We start from the raw sequence: 17,300 nt of genomic DNA, 5'->3' as shown, positions 1-17,300 counted from the left end.
TCTTGATGCTTCGCTGCGCGTGGGCACGGCGCTCAAGCCGCTGCAACCCCTCCGGCGTGATCAGCTCGCGAAGGTGCCGGTGCGGTCGCTGAACAGGTCGAGCGGAGTCGGCGTGCGGACGGTCGGGGTGTAGGACAGGCCGGCGGCGGCCGGCGTTGTCGAGGTGGTGGGCGCGTAGGACAGGCTGGGGCCGGACACGCCCGGCGTCGCGGAGCCGGCCGGCAGCGCGGAGGTCGCGTTTGATGGCGTCACCGGGTTGGTCCAGAGCTGCTGCACGGCCGGCGAAATCGGCTCATTGCGGTCGCCGCCTAGGAACAGCGTGCGGAACATCGGCTCGCCGGACTGCCGCGTCGAGGACGGCGCGGCGTTGGCGGTCGTGGTGCCGCTCGCGGGCAAGACGCCGCGGACGTCGGGGAAGCTCGACAGATAGGCGGCGTTGTCGGGTGCCGAGGCCAGCACCATCGGCGCGCCGCCCGCGGCGATCATCGCGCTCTGCGTCGCCGGCGAACTCGCCGCGGCGTTGTAGCGCGAGGTCAGGTTGTCGTAGACCTGCGCGACGCTGCGGGCATTGCCGGTGCGGTCGTAGAAGATCGACTGATTGGCCGCGGCGGCGTTCGGAAACAGCGCGGCGCCCACCGCGTTCGGATTGTCCTGCGCGGCGCTGATCAGCTTGGCGGCGCCGCCGGCGCCCATGAAATGCGCCATGTAGAGTTCGGCGTCGGTCGGACGGCGGCCGATCTCGGCGGTGAGCTTGGAGCTGTTGGACTGCGTCAGCGCGCCAGCCATCGCCGAGCTGATCACCGGATCATTGCGCAGATCCATGATCGCCTGCCTGGCGGCTGGATCGCTGACCGAATAGCTGCCGGACGGCGACTTGCTGATCGCGTCCGCATAGGCGCCGTAGCCGAACTGCGCGCCCGCTTCCTTGACGGTGCCGAGCCAGGTCTGGTCGATGAACTGGTACAGGCCCTTGGCCGACGAGGTCGACGCCGACGCCTGCGGGTTGAAGTCCGACTCCATCTTGGCGGTCGTCAGCAGATATTCGAAGCTGGCGCCGGTCGCGCCCGCGGCCTGCTTGATCGCGCCGGCGATCCGCGTCCGCGCCTGGTCGACGATCGAGACCGCAGACGTGACGATATCGGTCGACATGATGGAAGCCCCCGCTCCCCGAGCGCGCTGCGTCCGCATCCAGCGCGGCGCCGTGGCGCGACCCTGCGGCAGGTATGGTTAACGAGGGGTTAATGCGCGGGAACTGACTCGCTGAGGTATGACCTGCGGCGCCGCTCAGCCGGGGTCCCGCATCTGCGGCGCACCGCTGCGCGCTGCGCCGCGTGCGGGACACGGGATACTGTTCCCCGGACACGCTGCAGCGCGGAGCGCTGCTGCGCAGATCCGGGGCCCCGGTTAAAACGCCAAGCACGGCCGGGACCGCGGCTACTTCCCGTACACCTTGTCCGGATCGAACTGCCGCTCGGCATCGACCATCGTCAGCAGCGGCTCGCCCGATGCGTCGCGGTCGATGCGGCGATAGAAGCAAGACGTGCGGCCGGTGTGGCAGGCGGCGCCGCCGGACTGGTCGACCTTGATCCAGACCGCGTCCTGGTCGCAGTCGACGCGCATCTCCAGCACCTTCTGGACGTGGCCGGAACTCTCGCCCTTCTTCCACAGCCGCTTGCGCGAGCGGCTGTAGTACCAGGCGTCGCCGCTCTGGACGGTTTTCTCGAGCGCTTCCGCGTTCATATGGGCAACCATCAACACGTCGCCTGAACGCGCGTCGGTGGTGACGCAGGTGACGAGGCCGCTGGCGTCGAATTTCGGACGCAGCGCGATGCCCTCCTCGACATCGTCGAGGGCGGGCGTTGACCCGGCAAATGAAGTCACGAGCAATTCCTCTCGCAGTCCCGCCGACTTAGCGGTGGTTGCGAATCATCGACATGAACCGCGCCTGCTCCGCCGGATTGTCGCGGAACATGCCGGTGTAGCGGCTGGTGAAGGTCGAGGCGCCCTGCTTGCCGATGCCGCGCACCGACATGCAGGTGTGCTCGGCCTCAATCATCACGGCGACGCCGCGCGGCTTCAGCACCTCGTCGATCGCGGCGGCGATCTGCGCGGTGAGATGCTCCTGGGTCTGCAGCCGCCGGGCGAAGATCTCGACCAGCCGCGCCAGCTTCGACAGGCCGACGACGCGCTCGACCGGCGTATAGGCGATGTGCGCCTTGCCGTAGAACGGCATCACGTGGTGCTCGCAATGCGAGGTGAAGCTGATGTCGCGGACCAGCACGAAGTCGTCGTAGCCGGCCGTCTCGCCGAAGGTACGGTCGAGTACCTCGGCCGGACACTGGTGGTAGCCCTGGAACAGTTCGTCATAGGCCTCGACCACCCGGCGCGGGGTATCGAGCAGGCCTTCGCGGTCGGTGTTCTCGCCGATATAGGACAGCAGAGTCTTGACCGCGGCCTCGGCCTCGGCGCGCGACGGCCGCGGCTGATCCGGCTGCACGGCGGCGGCGAGGAACTCAGACGGGTCGAGCTCGGCGGGCTGAAAATCGGTGCGGGCCTCCGGCAGCTTGCCGGTCCGCAGCGGCTTGATCTTGGCGTCCATCTTCACTCCGTTCGACCGGCCTTTCGGCCGGATGTGTCACCGGGCAGGACGGGCGGTCCACCGCCTTGCGTCTTGATCCCAACGGCGACCGCAGCAGGCTGATCCGCCCCGCGGCTCACCAGATACGGACGGCGGTTTCGCACGGTCCGGCGGACTGTTCTTCGCAGCCGCCCCTCCTATATAAGATGATACGCCGGAACCGCCAAGACAGCTCCGCCGAATCGTCGGCGATGGACGGGCCGGCCCGGATTCCCGCGCATGCTGAACGACATCTACAACAAGCGGATCATCGAGCTGGCCGGTAATATTCCGCGGCTCGGACGCCTCCCCGACCCGGACGCCACCGCCACCGCTCACTCGAAATTGTGCGGCTCGACCGTGAAGGTCGACATCAAGATGGACGGCGACGTGGTCAGCGACTTCGCCCACGAGGTCAAGGCCTGCGCGCTCGGCCAGGCGTCGTCGTCGATCATGGCCAGCCATGTGGTCGGCTCGACCGCCGGCGAACTCCGCGCCCTGCGCGACGCGGTCCGGGCGATGCTGAAGGACAACGGCGCGCCGCCGGCGGACGGCAAATGGGCCGATATCGCCGTGCTAGAACCGGTCCGCGACTACAAGGCCCGGCATGCCTCCACGCTGCTGACGTTCGACGCGGTGGTGGATGCAATCGGCCAGATCGAGGCGAAGCGGGAAGCGGCGACGGCCTAGCCTTGCAGGCTTGGCAAAGCGAAGCGTGCCCCCTTCCCGTGTCCCGCACGAAGATGCAGCGCGCAGCGATGCATCGCAGATGCGGGACCCCGGTTATCTTCCGTCGTCGGGAATGGACAATCGGAGCCCTGTGACTGGCCGCAAGGCCCCAACCGGGGCCCCGGATCGGCGCCGCGGCGTTGAACGCCGCGGCTTGTCCGGGGCATGGGGATGGGGTGTGCCTAATGCCCCGGCGGCTGCGGCGAGGTCGGCGCTGTGCCGCCGGTCGGGAGCGCGGCTTCGGCGGTTTTGGTCGGGGCGGCCGGGGCCTGGACGAAGCGGTCCTGGAGCGGCTTCGGCTCGGCTGCGGCGACCGGCGTCGCGGCGGCAACGGGCGTCGCGGCCGCACCGGACGCCACGCTCTGCGGCGGGCCGCCCTGCTGCGGCAGCAGGTCGGCGATCGCCTGGGTGGTGACCAGATTGGCGTCGCCGAGCTCCTGCCGCGACATCAAATGCAGGTCTTCCCACGGCGCGACGCTGAGCGCGAGCTGCAGCAGGTCGCCGGTGCCGCCCATGTCGAAGGTGTACTTCGCCAGCCGGCCGATATCGCGCTCGATAATGGTGACGTCCTGCGCCGTGTAGCTGGCGCCGCGTGCGTCGTCGGCGCGGTCGCCCATCCAGATCTGGTGGACGCGGACCCGCGCGCCGTCGGGCACGTAGCGCGTGGTGCCCGACAGCAGCAGGAACACGCACATCGACTCGCAATAGGCCTCGGGCACGATGCTGGCGCGCATCCCCGCCGGCGTCTGCGTCTGGACACTGACGCCGACCGTGGTGCGCAGGCCCATCTTGCGCCAGCGCCGGCCGAGCGCGATCGCGTCGTTGACCGAGCCGCCGCTGGAATCCAGCACCAGCGCGGCGCCGTCGAGCGAGCGGGCCCGCGCAAAATCGTCGAAATCCTTGGGGGTGTCGGCGGTGACGATGCCGACCGCGGTGATCCAGCCGCCGCAGTTCGGTTCGCAAACGACCCAGTCGAACCGCATCGGCAGCTTGCGCGCCTCAAGCGTGCCGCCGGCTTTCGCCAGCCCGACGGGAGCGGATGCGGCGCTGACCAGCACGAGGCCGAGCGCAGCGGCGCGTAGCAGCGCGGATCGAGCGAACCGGGACAAGACAGCGGCGTTCACCGAGCCTCCTCACATCTCCGTCAGCGATGGCGCAAAAGGTTCCAGTCCGACCGACGTAGAATCTGTCACGCTTGCGTTATCTAATGGTCATGGAAAATCCCGCGTTGATCAATCGCAAAGCAATCAACTCCTGCTGCGCCGCACTCAAGAAAGTGCGATAATTCCGTGTGTGTGGCGCATTTGCAGCCACGCGCGCGTTCCACGCCGAGGAACCCGGCAGTTCAGCGATGAGTTGCGAGGCACAGTGCTCGTCAAACTATCAGCGACCGCGACCACTACCGCGCAGACGATCGCCCGTCTGCCGCGCAATGCCGGGCGCGGCCTGATCTGGGTGTATCGGCACACGTTCTCGGCGCTGGTCGGCTCGAACTGCCGGCATTTGCCGACCTGCTCGCAATATGGCGACGAGGCGATCGGCCGGTTCGGACTGTGGGCCGGCGGCTGGATGACGCTGGCGCGGCTGCTGCGCTGCAATCCGTTCGGCACCTCGGGCATCGACAACGTGCCGACCACCCTGCCCGCCGGCGCCCGCTGGTACACGCCGTGGCGCTACGCGCTGTGGCGCGGCGTCAACGCGCCGGATTGCGGCTGCGGCCACCACCACGACTCGTAGCGTCCGCAAAGGGACGTGGCGCCGTGCTCACGCGCGACGTCGAGTTGCTGAGCAAGGTTCGGAAAAAACTAGGAAAGACTGAGGTGGGCACGCTTCGCTTTGCCCAACGTCCGCGGCGCGACGAGCGCCACGCGCGGCGCTCACACCGCGCTCAATCCGATGCGGCCGAGGCCGGGCAGTTTGATCGCAGGGCGGCGCAGGTCGAGGCCGAGGACGGCGCCGAGCACATTGAGTTCGATGCCTTCGATCCAGCCGAGCGTGAGGCCGGCATAGCCGCCGAGCGTGGCGCGGATGCCGGTGCCGGACGGCGTCCAGCCGATCCAGCCGCCATCCCACGGATAGTCCTTACCGATCGCGGTCGGCGGCAGCGTGGTGCGTAGTTCCGGCACCGCCGCGAGCGCGGCGGCCACGAAGGTGTTGGAATTCGGCCCCGGCCAGGCACGATAGTCGCCATAGGCGTTGAGCTTGTAGCTTTTGATCGCGGCCTCGATCTTTGGGATCATCGCGGCCGCCTCCTCGCCATCGGCGGCGGCGATCAGTTGCGGCAGGTCGCCGAACCAGCGGCCATCGGCGACGAAGCCGTTGACCCGGATCGGATCGCCCCACGCCGTGTAGTCGTAACGGGTGTAGCGCGTGGCATTCGCCGGCTTCACCACGATCCAGCTGTGCACCGCGAAGATGCCGCGCCAGCGCACCGTGCGGGCCGCGAACACGCGGACCAGCGCCTCCGGATGCTCGGCCGCGGGCGGCAGCAGGCCCGCGCTGGAGCGATCGGCCGACTGCCACGAGACGCTGCGATCGCCCAGCATGTATTTGCCGGCCGACACGGCGATCGGCACGACGAGCAACATCAGAAGTAACAACACCAAGCGTCTCACGGGAGCTTCGGGAATGGGAAGGACTGCTGACGTGGATATAGGTCGCGCGCGGGGCTTCGCCAGCCATTCGCAATGCGACGCGGCGGCGCGATCAAATGAGACGACGGGACGTGCCGGCGCACGGCGTTTTGTGAGCGGCAGAGATCGTGCGTTGCAGCGAAGGGGCGCGCCCTGACCTCGTAATTGTCTCAGGCTGGTGGCCGGCCGGCAAATCAGGAACTTTCCGTGGAACTTGCGTCCACGCCGCTCCCTCCGCTCTGTTTTGCTGCCGGCGACGCCCAGATGATTGCGGTGATCATGCAACACGCGTCGGCGTCCGCGAGATCGATGCCGGATGATCGGCGCCGAGCCGGCGGCGCGGCATGGCGTGGTGCGCGGCCGGTGCGGGTGCTGGTGCTGCTCGCCATGCTGCCGCTCGCCTGCTCCACCGCGCGGGCCGCCGAGGCAGTGGCTGCAGCCACCGCGCGGCCGGCAACCACCGGCGCGAGGTTCGACGATCGCTTTCCCAGGGCTCAGGACAATTTCGCGGACCGCTTTATCCTGCCGCAGCCCGCGCCTGCGCTGGATCCGCCGCCGAAGCGGGTCGTGACCACGATCGAGCGATTTCCACGACGCGGAACCGACGCCCGAAGGCCATCGCCACCCGTTATTGCCCCGCCGGCTTCCGTCCGCGCCTATTGAAGCGTGCCGACCCCGGCTTCCCGTATCCGCATCCGCGGCTGGGGTTCGCCGCGCGGCTGCAGCCTGTACCAGGCGACCTGGCCCGGCTCGAACTGGGCCCGGCCGCGCTTCGACCACAGCGGCGGCGCGTGATCGCCGACGATCAGGATTTCCGGCCGCCGCAGCGCCGGATCGCGGGCGAGCTGCGCGACGACATTGAACACGTCGTGCCAGAGCTCCGCCATGCGGCAGACATCGGTTTGCCCGAACGGGCCGCCGTCATGTCCGCAAGCGAAATTGGTGCGCGCCTGATCGGGCGCGACCGGAACGTGGCTGTTGAGCGTCAGCCAATACACGAAGCGCGGCGCATTGCCGGCATCCGCCGGCTGCGCCGCGGCGAGCAGCGGCGCCAGATCGGCGTCGCAGGCGCCGCGGAAGGAATCGCCGCAGACGCGGCCGGTCGTCTTGATCAGCTCCGCGCCGAACAGCGAGCGGTCGAAGCCGATGGTAGGATACCATTGGTGACGCTCGAACATGCCGCCGACGAAGCCGTGCACCGCCACGGTGGCGTAGCCGCGCTGCGCCAGCCGGTCGGGCAGACAGCGATCGGCATCCTGCGCCACATAGTCCTTGTAGAACATCCGCGTGCCGCACAGCTCGCGCATCTCGCCCGACGTGGTCGAACCGAAATAGGTCGTTTGCCCGGACGTCACCACGTAGTCCTTCGCCAGCCCGGGGTCGCGCAGCGGCGCGGCGATCCGTGCGCGCGCCGCCGGGTCGCGCAGATAGCCGAGGCTTTCCACCATCACCAGCACGACGTCGCGGCGGCCCTCGCCCGCCGCAGCCCCGAAGCCCGAGACCTCCGCGGCCGACTGCACCTGCTCGCTGCGACCGACCATCCAGCCGAGGTGATAGTGCGGCGACACATTGCAGGCGAAATCGACCGCCGCGAAGGCGAGCGTCAGCCCGAAGAATGCCGGCGCATTGGCGGCGACAAGCGCCTTGCGGCTGCTGAGGCAGACCAGCGACGCGATGGTGGTGGCAACGATCGCGGCGGTCAGCGCCACATACAGCGGCGAGGCGAACAGATCGACCCGCTGCGCGTGCTCGAAAGCGGCGAGGAATTCGGACGGCGCCATGCCGAACATCAGCGCCAGCGTGCGTACCAGATCGAAAGCGAGCACCGCCAGAAACAGCGGCACGACGAAGACGAACCGCAGGGGCCGCGCGATCAACGCCACGCAGGCGTAGAACAGAATGCTCTCGGTGCGCGGCGGCAGGCCGATATCGACCAGCGACGTCAGCGTCAGCAGCGACAGCAGGTTGGGAAACAGCAGCCCGCCGGCGATCAGGCGGCTATTGGCCCGGACAAAGCGGGCGATGCGGGCGAGCAGATCCCCGCGATCGGCAGAGCCCAGGCGCTCGGCAAGACTAATATCCATTTGCAACCGCCAATCGAGAAAATCAATGATTGAAGGCTAGCGTTGCAAACCCGAAATTGAAGTTAACTGGAACCTGGAAACTCGGCGTACTATCGTACCGTCATGGGTCATCAAGAGCGGGCGGACGCCGTCCCAGGAGTGTCGGAGGACCATCGACGCCCTCCGCCGATCCGAGCACCAACATCCATGCCGTCGTCGTGGAGCGCACCGAAGCGTGGATGGCCAGGACGAGCCCGGCCATGACGGGGGATGGGACAGGAGATCTGGCGCCGTGAGCGGCTTGGTTCACCCCTCCTGCGTCGTGGCCGGGCTTGTGCCGGCCATCCACGTCTTTCCCGCCATCCAGGTCCGTTGGTTTCGGGAAGTCCCCGCCTCTCACATCCCGTCGAACCACGCCTTCCACTGCGGCACCGCCGTCGCGAAGGTGCCGCGATGGGTGGTGGGGCCGGTGGAGACGGCCTCGACCTGCGGATTGCCGGCGCCGATCGCGCCCTGATAGGTCATCGCGAGGCGGCCGAGGCCGACGCTGATCGCTTCGTCGCTCTCGCCATAGTAATTGCGGACCGGCGTCTTGATCACCCAGCGATACGCCGTGGTGGCGGCGACCAGGCGGCCATAGGCCGAGTCGGCGAAGAACTGCGGATCGAAATAGGCAGGCCGGATCAGCTTGTGCAGATCGGTCGGAATGTCCGAGGCCGTGTAGGGCTGGCGCTCATAGGCCTTGCGCGCGGCCTCATAGACGTCGTCGTCGAGCAGCGAGCGCGCCAGCCCCGGTACGCCGTAGTAATTCTCGAACGAGAACGACGACAGGATGAACAGCGAATTCACCCAGGATGCATCGTTCTTGCGCGGAAAGCTGAGGAAGCCGTTGAGGGCGACGGCGACATCGAGCGGCGCGCTGGCGGTGGCGGCGGCCGTCACCTTCACGCCGTCGTGCTCCAGCTTTTCCAGCATCGCCATGGTGACGAAGCCGCCCTGCGACCAGCCGGCGAGGAACAGCTTGGTGGTGGTCAGCTTGAGGTGATCGATCACGGCGCGGCTGGCGGTCAGCATGTCGGCGGTCGCCTGCTGATGGCTGGCCTTGACCATGTAGCCTTCCGGCTCGATCGAGGCGCCCATGCCGAAGTAATCGGCGCCGATCACGATCGCGCCCTGGCCGGCGAACTGCGCCAGCATCAGCTGCGTTTCGGGCGATTGATCGGGGAACGACGGCACCTCCTGCTTTCCGTACACCGTGCCGTGCTGATACGACACCAGCGGAAACGAGGTCGCGCCGGTGTCGGGAACGGCGAGCAGCCCGGTCGCGACGATCGGCTTGTTGGCGCGCTCCGGCACCACCGACGTGTAGGTCACGCGATAGAGCCGGACCGCATTCACGGCCGGCGTGTAGCTGACGGTGATGCCGGCAAATTTCGGCGTGTCGGTGGTCAGGATCTTGTTGAGCTGCGCGACGTCCCAGCGCGCCAGAAACTCGTAGGAGACGTCGGACGTCACCCGCACCGGCCCCTGCTGCTGCGCGGCGGCCGGCGCCGAGGCGACCACCGCAACAACAACCATCCACGCCCACCGAACCAAACCTGTCATCAAAGCCCCCACCGCCGAGTTGTCAGGCACGCACCATCGCCGCGCCGGCGGCCGATGTAGCATATCGCGGCACGCATTGTCGTCCGGCGTACGAAGCGCGCGAAGTGAGCGCGCGCGACAACTGCTAATCGATCCTGCGCTGCGGGCGCCACGGAAAGGCAGCCGTGCTGATCAGCGGTGTGACGGTTTGATGATTAGCACACGAACGATCTTGCTTGCGCCGCATTACGAACGCATATGTGCGAGGCGTCAGGCGACAAAAACGCCGCGGCGGCGCGCGCTTGTGTTTGCCGGCTGTTTCAGATACAGTGCGTTTATTCGATTAGCCGCTGTGCCTTTCTGAACGCGCCCGCGGGCTCCTTCCCAAAGACATCGATTAGTTGAACGACGTCGCGTGATGGTCGCGCGACACTATGCTTTGGAGAATGGACTATGCCGACAGGCACCGTGAAGTGGTTTAATGGTCAGAAGGGCTTCGGCTTTATTGCGCCGAACGACGGCGGCAGCGATGTGTTCGTGCACATCAGCGCGGTCGAGCGCGCTGGCCTTTCGGGCCTCGCCGAAGGCCAGAAGGTCAACTTCGACCTCAAGACCGACAAGATGCGCGGCAAGACCAGCGCCGAAAACCTCGAGCTGGCGTAATCAGCGATCCGTCGTTGTCACGGATGTACTGAGACGGCGGATTACCTGACACGAATAAGGCGCCCCGCCCGGTCGAACAGATCGGGTGGGTATCGCCATGCCCGCAATTATCACTAAACTGACTGACTATTCGGCCCGGAGCGTTGATCACGACCTGTTTTGCGCGTCCCGGCCTGCAAGTGAGGAGATCGAGATGGTCGCCAAGAACGACACCGAACGCTCACCCACGAGCATCGAACGTGCCCGCAAGAAGCAGCTGGCCCAGGAAGAAGGCTCGCGCATGATGGCGCAGTTCCAGCAGGAATCGGTCGCCGTCCGCAAGAACATGGAGCGTCTGCGCGCGCTGCGGCTGGCCAAGGAAGCCGAGGCTGAGGCGCAGGCAGAGGCCGCCCCGCCCGTCGCCAAGAAGAAATCGCGCAAGAAGGCCTGACGGCCAAGGCGGCGAGCTCCCGCGCGCCGCGTGCTGCTTCCGTCATTGGCGGAGGCGTGGCCGCAGCCGGTGAGCTCTTTCCGCCCTATCCGTCATTCCAGGAACGTTCGCGACTCTGGGACCGCTCTGCCCGCAGTCGCGGCGCCCTGCCCGGGCAACACGCCCTGCTCCGCGCGAGCCCGGCTGATGGCTCCGCTCGCAACTGCGAGCGCACCGGAAAGAAGATCGTCAGGAGTTGAGACATGGCCGTGCCCGACGACTTCCGACTGATCCGCGACATCCACGAGGCCGGCGGCCGGCGGCGGGTGTTCGGCGAACGTGAGCAGAAGCGCTACGACGATCTGGTCGCGCTTGGCTGGCTGCAGCGGCTCTCCACCGATGCCAAATCGGCGCATTATCGCATCACCGAGCGCGGCACCGCCGCGGCGATCAGAAGCTGACGCAGCTCGGCCGCACCGCCACCATCACGCCCTGCTGCCTGAAACGCCGCTTGTAGGCGTCGGCGATCGCGGTCAGCGCGGCGGACTTCTCCGGATCGTCGGCGAACACCAGCGTAACAACCTTGCTCTTCTCGTAAACGATGCGGTCGCGCTCCGGGTCGCGCCACTGCCCCACCCCGTCGATCACCGTGACCCCATCCGGAAAACGCGGCGTGATCTCCTCGGCCACGAACCGCCTGAAGTCGGCGTCGCTGACGCCGAGCCGGTCGCCGATATTGCGGCCGAAGGCGAGCTCCGCACTCAGCATCGGCCGCGCCGGCGGCAGACAGGACGGCGCCGGCAACGCGGCGCAGCCGGCCAGCATCGCGGCCACGCCGCAGACCATCAGCACGCGGATCAACGCCAGCTCGCGTCGCATCTCACCCTCGCAGGATCTTCCGAGAGTTCCATAGCACGTCGGCCGCGCCGCGATCACGCCCCCGCGGCCCGTCGCTCCCGCGTCGCCAGCAACACCGCGAGCAGCGCGCAGCTCATCACCGCGGTCGAGACGTAGCCGTTGGCGTGCAGCAGGCCGGCGGCGAACAGCACGCCGCCGATCGCCGAGCCGACCGCCTGGCCGAGATACAGCACCGAGGTGTTGAGCGACACGGTGGCGCCGGCCAGCGCCGGATCGGCCATCACCAGCCGCACCTGCTGCATCGAATTCGACGCCGCGAAGCCGAGCCCCCACACCGCGACCGCTGCCGCCATCACCATGAAATGCCCGGCCCCGAAGGTCCATCCGGCGATGCCGGCCAGCATCAGCGACGTGAACAGCGCCGAGGTGTTATAGGAGCCCCAGCCATCGACGATGCGGCTGGCGATCACGCTGCCGACGAAGCCGCAGACGCCGTAGATCGCAAACACCAGGCCGATCTCCGCGGCGCCGGCGCCGGTGAGGCCGGTCAGCAGCGGGCCGAAATACGTGAACACGACGAACTGCCCGGAGGTCTGCAGCGACGAGACGCCGAGCAGCGTCAGGATGCGTCGGCTGCGTCCGACCGCGACCCAGGTCTTGAGATCGACCGGCGCGGCGCTGAGGCCGCCCGGCAACCGCGCCCACAGCAGCACGAAACTGAAAAGGCCGATCGTGCCGATCATCGCATAGGCCGCGCGCCAGCCGAAATGCCCGGCCGCGAAGGTGATCAGCGGCACGCCGACCGCAACCGCCAGCGACCAGCCGAGAAACACATAGGCCATGGTGCCGCCGCGCTTTTCAAGCGGCACGATCAGCGCCGCGGCGCCGGCGGCCTGCGGCGTGTACAGCGCGCCGAGCGACAGCATCGCCAGCCGCAGCACCAGCAGCACCGCATAGTTCGGCGCGAACGCGGAGGCGAGATTGCCGAGCCCCAGCACCAGCAACGTCATCGCCAGCAGCAGCCGGCGATCGATCCGGCTGGTCAGCCACGCCGTCAGCGGCGAGCCGATGCACAGCACCACCGCGCCGAAGGTGATCAACAGACCGGCGTCGCGGACGCTGACGCCGAGACCATTGGACAATTCCAGCAGCATGCCGGCCGGCGCCAGAACCGAGGTTCCGGTGACGAAATTGCCGAGCATCAGGGCGGTGGGGGCGAAGGTGCGGGACACGGAGAGGTTCTAACATGAATTACATGCAGATGCATTAACTTTCTCGGGACGCCGTGGCACGCTGAGCCGAAGCGATCGACATGCCCGAGCGGCCGCCCTCCCCGTCCAGCACGCGCGGCCGGAGCGAAGCAGGCCTCGCTGCGCAACGACGTCCGTGAAACAATCGAGGCCCAGGGCCTCTCGCCTTGCGCCCTGGACGCTGGAACCGACGCCGTTGCACGTCGGCAAACGTCTGCTATACAGCCGCTTTCCGCTTACCTGCGCTCGTACGCAGGAGTGAGCCAGAGGAGTCTTCGATGACCGACAAGAACTCGGGCAACAAGCCTTTGGACGACAAGTCGTCCGCGTCCACCTCCGGCTTCCAATACACCCTGTCCAACCTCAAGCCGGTGCCCCCCATGGACCAGATCACCATCACCTTTCCCGACGGCAAGACGCGCGAGTATCCGCGCGGCACCACCGGGCTCGACATCGCCAAGGGCATCTCGCCGTCGCTGGCCAAGCGCACCGTGGCGATGGCGCTGAACGGCGCGCTGACCGACCTCGCCGATCCGATCGAAGACAATGCGGCGATCGATTTCGTGGCCCGCGACGATTCGCGTGCGCTCGAACTGATCCGCCACGACTGCGCCCACGTGCTCGCCGAAGCCGTGCAGAGCCTGTGGCCGGGCACGCAAGTGACGATCGGCCCGACCATCGAAAACGGCTTCTACTACGACTTCTTCCGCAACGAGCCGTTCACGCCCGAGGATTTCGCCGCGATCGAAAAGCGGATGCGCGAGATCATTCAGCGCGACAAGCCGTTCACCAAGGAAGTCTGGACCCGCGACGAAGCCAAGCGGGTGTTCGCCGACAATGGCGAGGCCTTCAAGGTCGAGCTGGTCGACGCCATCCCGGCCGACCAGACCATCAAGATCTACAAGCAGGGCGAGTGGTTCGATCTGTGCCGCGGCCCGCACATGACCTCGACCGGCAAGATCGGCACCGCCTTCAAGCTGATGAAGGTGGCCGGCGCCTATTGGCGCGGCGACAGCAACAATCCGATGCTGACCCGCATCTACGGCACCGCCTGGGCCAAGCAGGAAGACCTCGACGCGTACCTGAAGCAGATCGAGGAAGCCGAGAAGCGCGACCATCGCCGGCTCGGCCGCGAGCTCGATCTGTTCCACTTCCAGGAAGAAGGCCCCGGCGTCGTGTTCTGGCACGCCAAGGGCTGGAGCATCTTCCAGTCGCTGATCGCCTATATGCGCCGCCGCCTCGCCGGCAATTACGACGAGGTCAACGCGCCGCAGATCCTCGACAAGGTGCTGTGGGAAACCTCGGGTCACTGGGAGTGGTACCGCGAAAACATGTTCGCGGCGCAGTCGGCCGGTGAAGACGCCGAGGACAAGCGCTGGTTCGCGCTGAAGCCGATGAACTGCCCGGGCCACGTGCAGATCTTCAAGCACGGCCTGAAGAGCTATCGCGACCTGCCCTTGCGCCTCGCCGAATTCGGCGTGGTGCATCGCTACGAGCCGTCGGGCGCGATGCACGGACTGATGCGCGTGCGCGGTTTCACCCAGGACGACGCGCATGTGTTCTGCACCGAGGCGCAACTCGCCGACGAGTGCATGAAGATCAACGACCTGATCCTCTCGACCTACTCGGACTTCGGCTTCGAAGGCGAACTGACGGTCAAGCTTTCGACCCGTCCCGACAAGCGCGTCGGCACCGACGAGATGTGGGATCACGCCGAGCGCGTGATGGCCACGGTGCTCAGCGAGATCAAGGCCAAGGGCGGCAACCGCATCAAGACCGAGATCAATCCGGGCGAAGGCGCGTTCTACGGGCCGAAGTTCGAATACGTGCTGCGCGACGCGATCGGCCGCGACTGGCAGTGCGGCACCACGCAGGTCGACTTCAACCTGCCGGAGCGGTTCGGCGCGTTCTACATCGACGCCGACGGCGCCAAGAAGGCGCCGGTGATGGTGCATCGCGCGATCTGCGGCTCAATGGAGCGCTTCATCGGCATCCTGATCGAGCACTACGCCGGCAACTTCCCGCTGTGGCTGGCGCCGGTGCAGGTGGTCGTCACCACGATCACGTCGGAAGGCGACGACTACGCGCAGAAGGTCCTTGCCGCGCTACGCAAGGCCGGCCTGCGCGCCGACATCGACCTGCGCAACGAGAAGATCAACTTCAAGGTGCGCGAGCATTCGCTCGCCAAGGTCCCCGCCCTGCTGGTGGTCGGCAAGAAGGAAGCCGAGACCCATCAGGTCTCCGTCCGCCGGCTCGGCAGCGACGGCCAGAAGGTGATGCCCACCGACGAAGCGATCGCCGCGCTGGTGGACGAAGCCACGCCGCCCGACGTGCGGCGGATGCGCGAGGCGGTCTGACACAACACCAAGCGAGCCGGCCCCGGGGCCGGCTCGCTGCATTGAAAGGCTCGCCGGCGGCAGCGGCATCACGGGAGCGTCTGGCGCATTACCGCGAATGCCGCCGCCTGCCAGGCCGGTCGGAAGCAACGGCGGAGACGATCCGTAGCCCCGACCTGACCAGCCGTTACTTGGTCGCTGGGGTCGCCGCGGGCGGCGTGCTGGTCGACGGGCTAGCTGTGGACGGCGTGGCCGCGGTTGCCTGGCCGCTGGTGGTGGCCGCCGGCTTGGTTTCCGCCGCCGAGGTCTTGGTCGCCGTATTCGCCGGCACCTTGTCGTTGATATCGACCACCGAATAGCGGATGCCGTTTTCGACCTGCATCAGCGCGCCGTTGGCCTCGTAGTACTTGCCGCTATCGAGCAGCTTCGACGCCTGGTCGACCCCCTTCAGGGTGGCGTCGATCGGCGCGACTTCGAGCGCGACCGCGACGTTGACGTCGTTCATCTTCAGCGTATCGAGCGCCTCCTTCTGCTTGCCGGACTTGAGCTGCGAATTCGCGGTCTTCAGCGCCGCGACCTTGGCGGGCACCGCCGAATAGTCCTCGTGCACCGTGATGGTGCCGTTGATCGGCAGCCACTTCACCGGCGTGGTCGACGGCGCGCTCTGGCCGGGCTGCTTGGCGTCGGCGACCTGCGCCGGCAGTTTCAGATCCGCCTCGGCCTTGGTGAAGATCGAGTCGTCGGTCTTGCTCTTCTCCAGCGACTCCATCGCCTTGTTGACGTCCTTGCGCGCCGCGTCCGGCTTGCCGTTGAACAGCGCCAGCCGAGCCTCGCGAATGTCCTGAAAGGCATTGAAGCCGTCCTTCGACAATTTGGCGAAATCCTGCGCCGCGACCTTGTCTGGCGAGGCCTGGTGATCCGCCGCATACACGGCGCCGCACAGAGCGGTGGTGGCGAGCGCGGCAGCGATGAGCGTCGTCTTGACACGAAACATGATGGTTTCTCCTCTGGGCTGGTGTCGAGCGCGGTCATCGATGTCCGGTGATCGGTCGGCAGAACTCGCGATGTCGAGTTCGCCCGGATAACGGCAACACCGCCCATCGCGTTTCATTAAACTTCGGAAACCATTGTGCCGCAGGGACTTTCTGCGGATCCGGGAGCCACGCGTCCGCGTCGCAATTCCTGCAAACGTTCCGATCGAAGGGTTGGCAGTCGATCGCGGCCGCGAACTACGCGGTCTTCCGTTCGGCGGCGCCGGTTGGCGAGGTGGCGGCATCGAGCGCCGCGGCCGCGTCGCGGGCGTTGTCGAAGAAGAACGCCAGCGCGTTGGCGAAGAAGAGCTTGAGCGCCTCCGCCAGCGCCGGCGCCAGAGTGATCGCCTCGCCGCCGCCGCGCGTGATCAGCCCGTCGGCGGCGGCGTCGCGCAGCATCTTGGCGACGTGCACGCGCGACACGCCGAAGCGGCGCGACAGCTCCGAGATCGACAACGCGATCGGCCGCGACGGCGGCACGGTGTCGTCGTCCTCACCGGCCGCCACCAGCGTCGACATGATCATCATCCCACCCGCGCGCTCGCTGAACACGCCGAGCCCGGGCGTGTGCGCGAGCAGCCGGAAGCCGGTGCTGAAACGATCGAACATCGCACGCAGCAGAGCGCGGACGAAGATGTCGTCGTCGAGCCGCGCCATCAGCCGGTCGCCGTCATCGAATAGCATCGTCGCGCCGGAGAAATTCGCCTGCCAACGGCTGCGTAGCAGCGCCAGGAGTTGCGGCGTCGCCACCAGCCGGCGCGAGCGGCGGTCGGTATTGTCCGTATCCGGCGCGAGATGGCCGGAAAACCGCATCAGCGACAGCATCGCGCCGGCGCGCCCCGGACTACACAGATCGAACTCGGTGCAGAGCTGCTTCATCCGCGTCGGTGTCAGCCCCGAGGCCGGGTCGGCCGGATCGCGGGTGAAATGCAGATGCAGCGCGAGGTAGCCGAACAGCAGCCGGGCGCGGTCGTCCATCAGCCAGTTGAGTAGCGGGCCGCCCTGATAGTGCGAGCAAAGCCCGGCCGCGGCGGCGCGCATCGCCCGCGGAAAGTTCGGATGCGCCCGTACCTGCGCGATCCTCGCCTGCCACTCGCCGTCGGACGCCAACGCCACCCTCCCCTGCG

General features: G+C 67.3%; 18 protein-coding genes. 7 read left to right on the top strand and 11 right to left on the bottom strand.

Annotation, left to right across the window (positions count from 1 at the left end; all coding sequences use genetic code 11):
- Positions 1–60 precede the first annotated feature (60 nt).
- The 3 genes from ACFFJ6_RS24890 to folE all read right to left on the bottom strand — a co-directional run bounded on the left by ACFFJ6_RS24890 (position 61) and on the right by folE (position 2,599).
- A complete protein-coding gene (locus ACFFJ6_RS24890; RefSeq protein ID WP_378393021.1) occupies positions 61–1,149 on the bottom strand; it encodes a transglycosylase SLT domain-containing protein in 1,089 nt (362 codons plus the stop codon).
- A 285-nt stretch (positions 1,150–1,434) separates the two neighbouring features.
- Positions 1,435–1,881 carry a phosphoribosyl-AMP cyclohydrolase gene (gene hisI / locus ACFFJ6_RS24885; protein ID WP_378393019.1) on the bottom strand — a complete coding sequence of 149 codons (447 nt, stop codon included), beginning with the start codon at positions 1,879–1,881 and terminating at the stop codon, positions 1,435–1,437.
- Positions 1,882–1,909: 28 nt separating this feature from the next.
- On the bottom strand, positions 1,910–2,599 hold the full coding sequence (gene folE, locus ACFFJ6_RS24880) for a GTP cyclohydrolase I FolE (RefSeq protein WP_378393017.1): 690 nt from the start codon (positions 2,597–2,599) through the stop codon (positions 1,910–1,912).
- A gap of 258 nt (positions 2,600–2,857) precedes the next feature.
- Here folE and ACFFJ6_RS24875 point away from each other — a divergent pair, with 258 nt between their 5' ends.
- Positions 2,858–3,307, top strand: a complete 450-nt coding sequence (locus tag ACFFJ6_RS24875; protein ID WP_378393015.1) for an iron-sulfur cluster assembly scaffold protein — start codon at positions 2,858–2,860, stop codon at positions 3,305–3,307.
- Between the two features lie 221 nt (positions 3,308–3,528).
- Here ACFFJ6_RS24875 and ACFFJ6_RS24870 read toward each other — a convergent pair whose 3' ends face one another.
- Positions 3,529–4,470, bottom strand: a complete 942-nt coding sequence (locus tag ACFFJ6_RS24870) for a COG3904 family protein (RefSeq protein ID WP_378393013.1) — start codon at positions 4,468–4,470, stop codon at positions 3,529–3,531.
- Positions 4,471–4,714: 244 nt separating this feature from the next.
- On the opposite strand from ACFFJ6_RS24870, the gene yidD reads away from it, so the two are divergent.
- Positions 4,715–5,083 carry a membrane protein insertion efficiency factor YidD gene (yidD, locus tag ACFFJ6_RS24865; protein ID WP_378393011.1) on the top strand — a complete coding sequence of 123 codons (369 nt, stop codon included), beginning with the start codon at positions 4,715–4,717 and terminating at the stop codon, positions 5,081–5,083.
- A 140-nt stretch (positions 5,084–5,223) separates the two neighbouring features.
- Here yidD and ACFFJ6_RS24860 read toward each other — a convergent pair whose 3' ends face one another.
- Positions 5,224–5,934, bottom strand: coding sequence for a DUF3750 domain-containing protein (locus ACFFJ6_RS24860; protein ID WP_378393168.1), 711 nt, complete (start codon positions 5,932–5,934; stop codon positions 5,224–5,226).
- 252 nt (positions 5,935–6,186) lie between these two features.
- On the opposite strand from ACFFJ6_RS24860, the gene ACFFJ6_RS24855 reads away from it, so the two are divergent.
- Positions 6,187–6,642 carry a hypothetical protein gene (locus ACFFJ6_RS24855; RefSeq protein ID WP_378393009.1) on the top strand — a complete coding sequence of 152 codons (456 nt, stop codon included), beginning with the start codon at positions 6,187–6,189 and terminating at the stop codon, positions 6,640–6,642.
- Here ACFFJ6_RS24855 and ACFFJ6_RS24850 read toward each other — a convergent pair.
- Together ACFFJ6_RS24850 and ACFFJ6_RS24845 are read right to left on the bottom strand one after the other, a co-directional pair.
- The gene (locus tag ACFFJ6_RS24850) at positions 6,636–8,063 is read right to left on the bottom strand and encodes a sulfatase-like hydrolase/transferase (protein WP_378393007.1); all 1,428 of its coding nucleotides are present in this window, start codon (positions 8,061–8,063) and stop codon (positions 6,636–6,638) included. The genes ACFFJ6_RS24855 and ACFFJ6_RS24850 overlap by 7 nt on opposite strands.
- 375 nt (positions 8,064–8,438) lie before the next feature.
- On the bottom strand, positions 8,439–9,620 hold the full coding sequence (locus ACFFJ6_RS24845; RefSeq protein WP_378393005.1) for an alpha/beta hydrolase family protein: 1,182 nt from the start codon (positions 9,618–9,620) through the stop codon (positions 8,439–8,441).
- A gap of 459 nt (positions 9,621–10,079) precedes the next feature.
- On the opposite strand from ACFFJ6_RS24845, the gene ACFFJ6_RS24840 reads away from it, so the two are divergent.
- The 3 genes from ACFFJ6_RS24840 (at position 10,080) to ACFFJ6_RS24830 (ending at position 11,159) form a co-directional block, all read left to right on the top strand.
- On the top strand, positions 10,080–10,289 hold the full coding sequence (locus tag ACFFJ6_RS24840) for a cold-shock protein (RefSeq protein WP_238736289.1): 210 nt from the start codon (positions 10,080–10,082) through the stop codon (positions 10,287–10,289).
- Positions 10,290–10,482: 193 nt separating this feature from the next.
- Positions 10,483–10,719, top strand: a complete 237-nt coding sequence (locus ACFFJ6_RS24835) for a transcriptional regulator (RefSeq protein WP_378393003.1) — start codon at positions 10,483–10,485, stop codon at positions 10,717–10,719.
- A gap of 242 nt (positions 10,720–10,961) precedes the next feature.
- On the top strand, positions 10,962–11,159 hold the full coding sequence (locus ACFFJ6_RS24830) for a TenA/THI-4 family protein (RefSeq protein WP_378393001.1): 198 nt from the start codon (positions 10,962–10,964) through the stop codon (positions 11,157–11,159).
- Here the strand turns inward: ACFFJ6_RS24830 and ACFFJ6_RS24825 are convergent.
- Positions 11,149–11,577, bottom strand: coding sequence for a DUF3574 domain-containing protein (locus ACFFJ6_RS24825; protein WP_378392999.1), 429 nt, complete (start codon positions 11,575–11,577; stop codon positions 11,149–11,151). The two genes, ACFFJ6_RS24830 and ACFFJ6_RS24825, sit on opposite strands and share 11 nt — an antisense overlap.
- A gap of 53 nt (positions 11,578–11,630) precedes the next feature.
- On the bottom strand, positions 11,631–12,758 hold the full coding sequence (locus ACFFJ6_RS24820; RefSeq protein WP_378393166.1) for an MFS transporter: 1,128 nt from the start codon (positions 12,756–12,758) through the stop codon (positions 11,631–11,633).
- 326 nt (positions 12,759–13,084) lie between these two features.
- Here ACFFJ6_RS24820 and thrS point away from each other — a divergent pair, with 326 nt between their 5' ends.
- Positions 13,085–15,163 (top strand): threonine--tRNA ligase, encoded by a 2,079-nt coding sequence (gene thrS / locus ACFFJ6_RS24815; RefSeq protein ID WP_378392997.1) that lies wholly within the window; start codon positions 13,085–13,087, stop codon positions 15,161–15,163.
- A gap of 166 nt (positions 15,164–15,329) precedes the next feature.
- Here thrS and ACFFJ6_RS24810 read toward each other — a convergent pair whose 3' ends face one another.
- Positions 15,330–16,136, bottom strand: a complete 807-nt coding sequence (locus ACFFJ6_RS24810) for a YfdX family protein (RefSeq protein ID WP_378392995.1) — start codon at positions 16,134–16,136, stop codon at positions 15,330–15,332.
- 235 nt (positions 16,137–16,371) lie between these two features.
- Positions 16,372–17,283, bottom strand: coding sequence for a hypothetical protein (locus ACFFJ6_RS24805; protein ID WP_378392993.1), 912 nt, complete (start codon positions 17,281–17,283; stop codon positions 16,372–16,374).
- Positions 17,284–17,300: the final 17 nt, after the last annotated feature.

This window comes from Rhodopseudomonas telluris (assembly GCF_042432815.1).
Classification (GTDB): Bacteria; Pseudomonadota; Alphaproteobacteria; order Rhizobiales; family Xanthobacteraceae; genus Rhodopseudomonas; species Rhodopseudomonas telluris.
The sequence above is the reverse complement of the archived record's forward strand: the minus strand, read 5'-3'. Positions and strand labels throughout refer to the sequence as shown.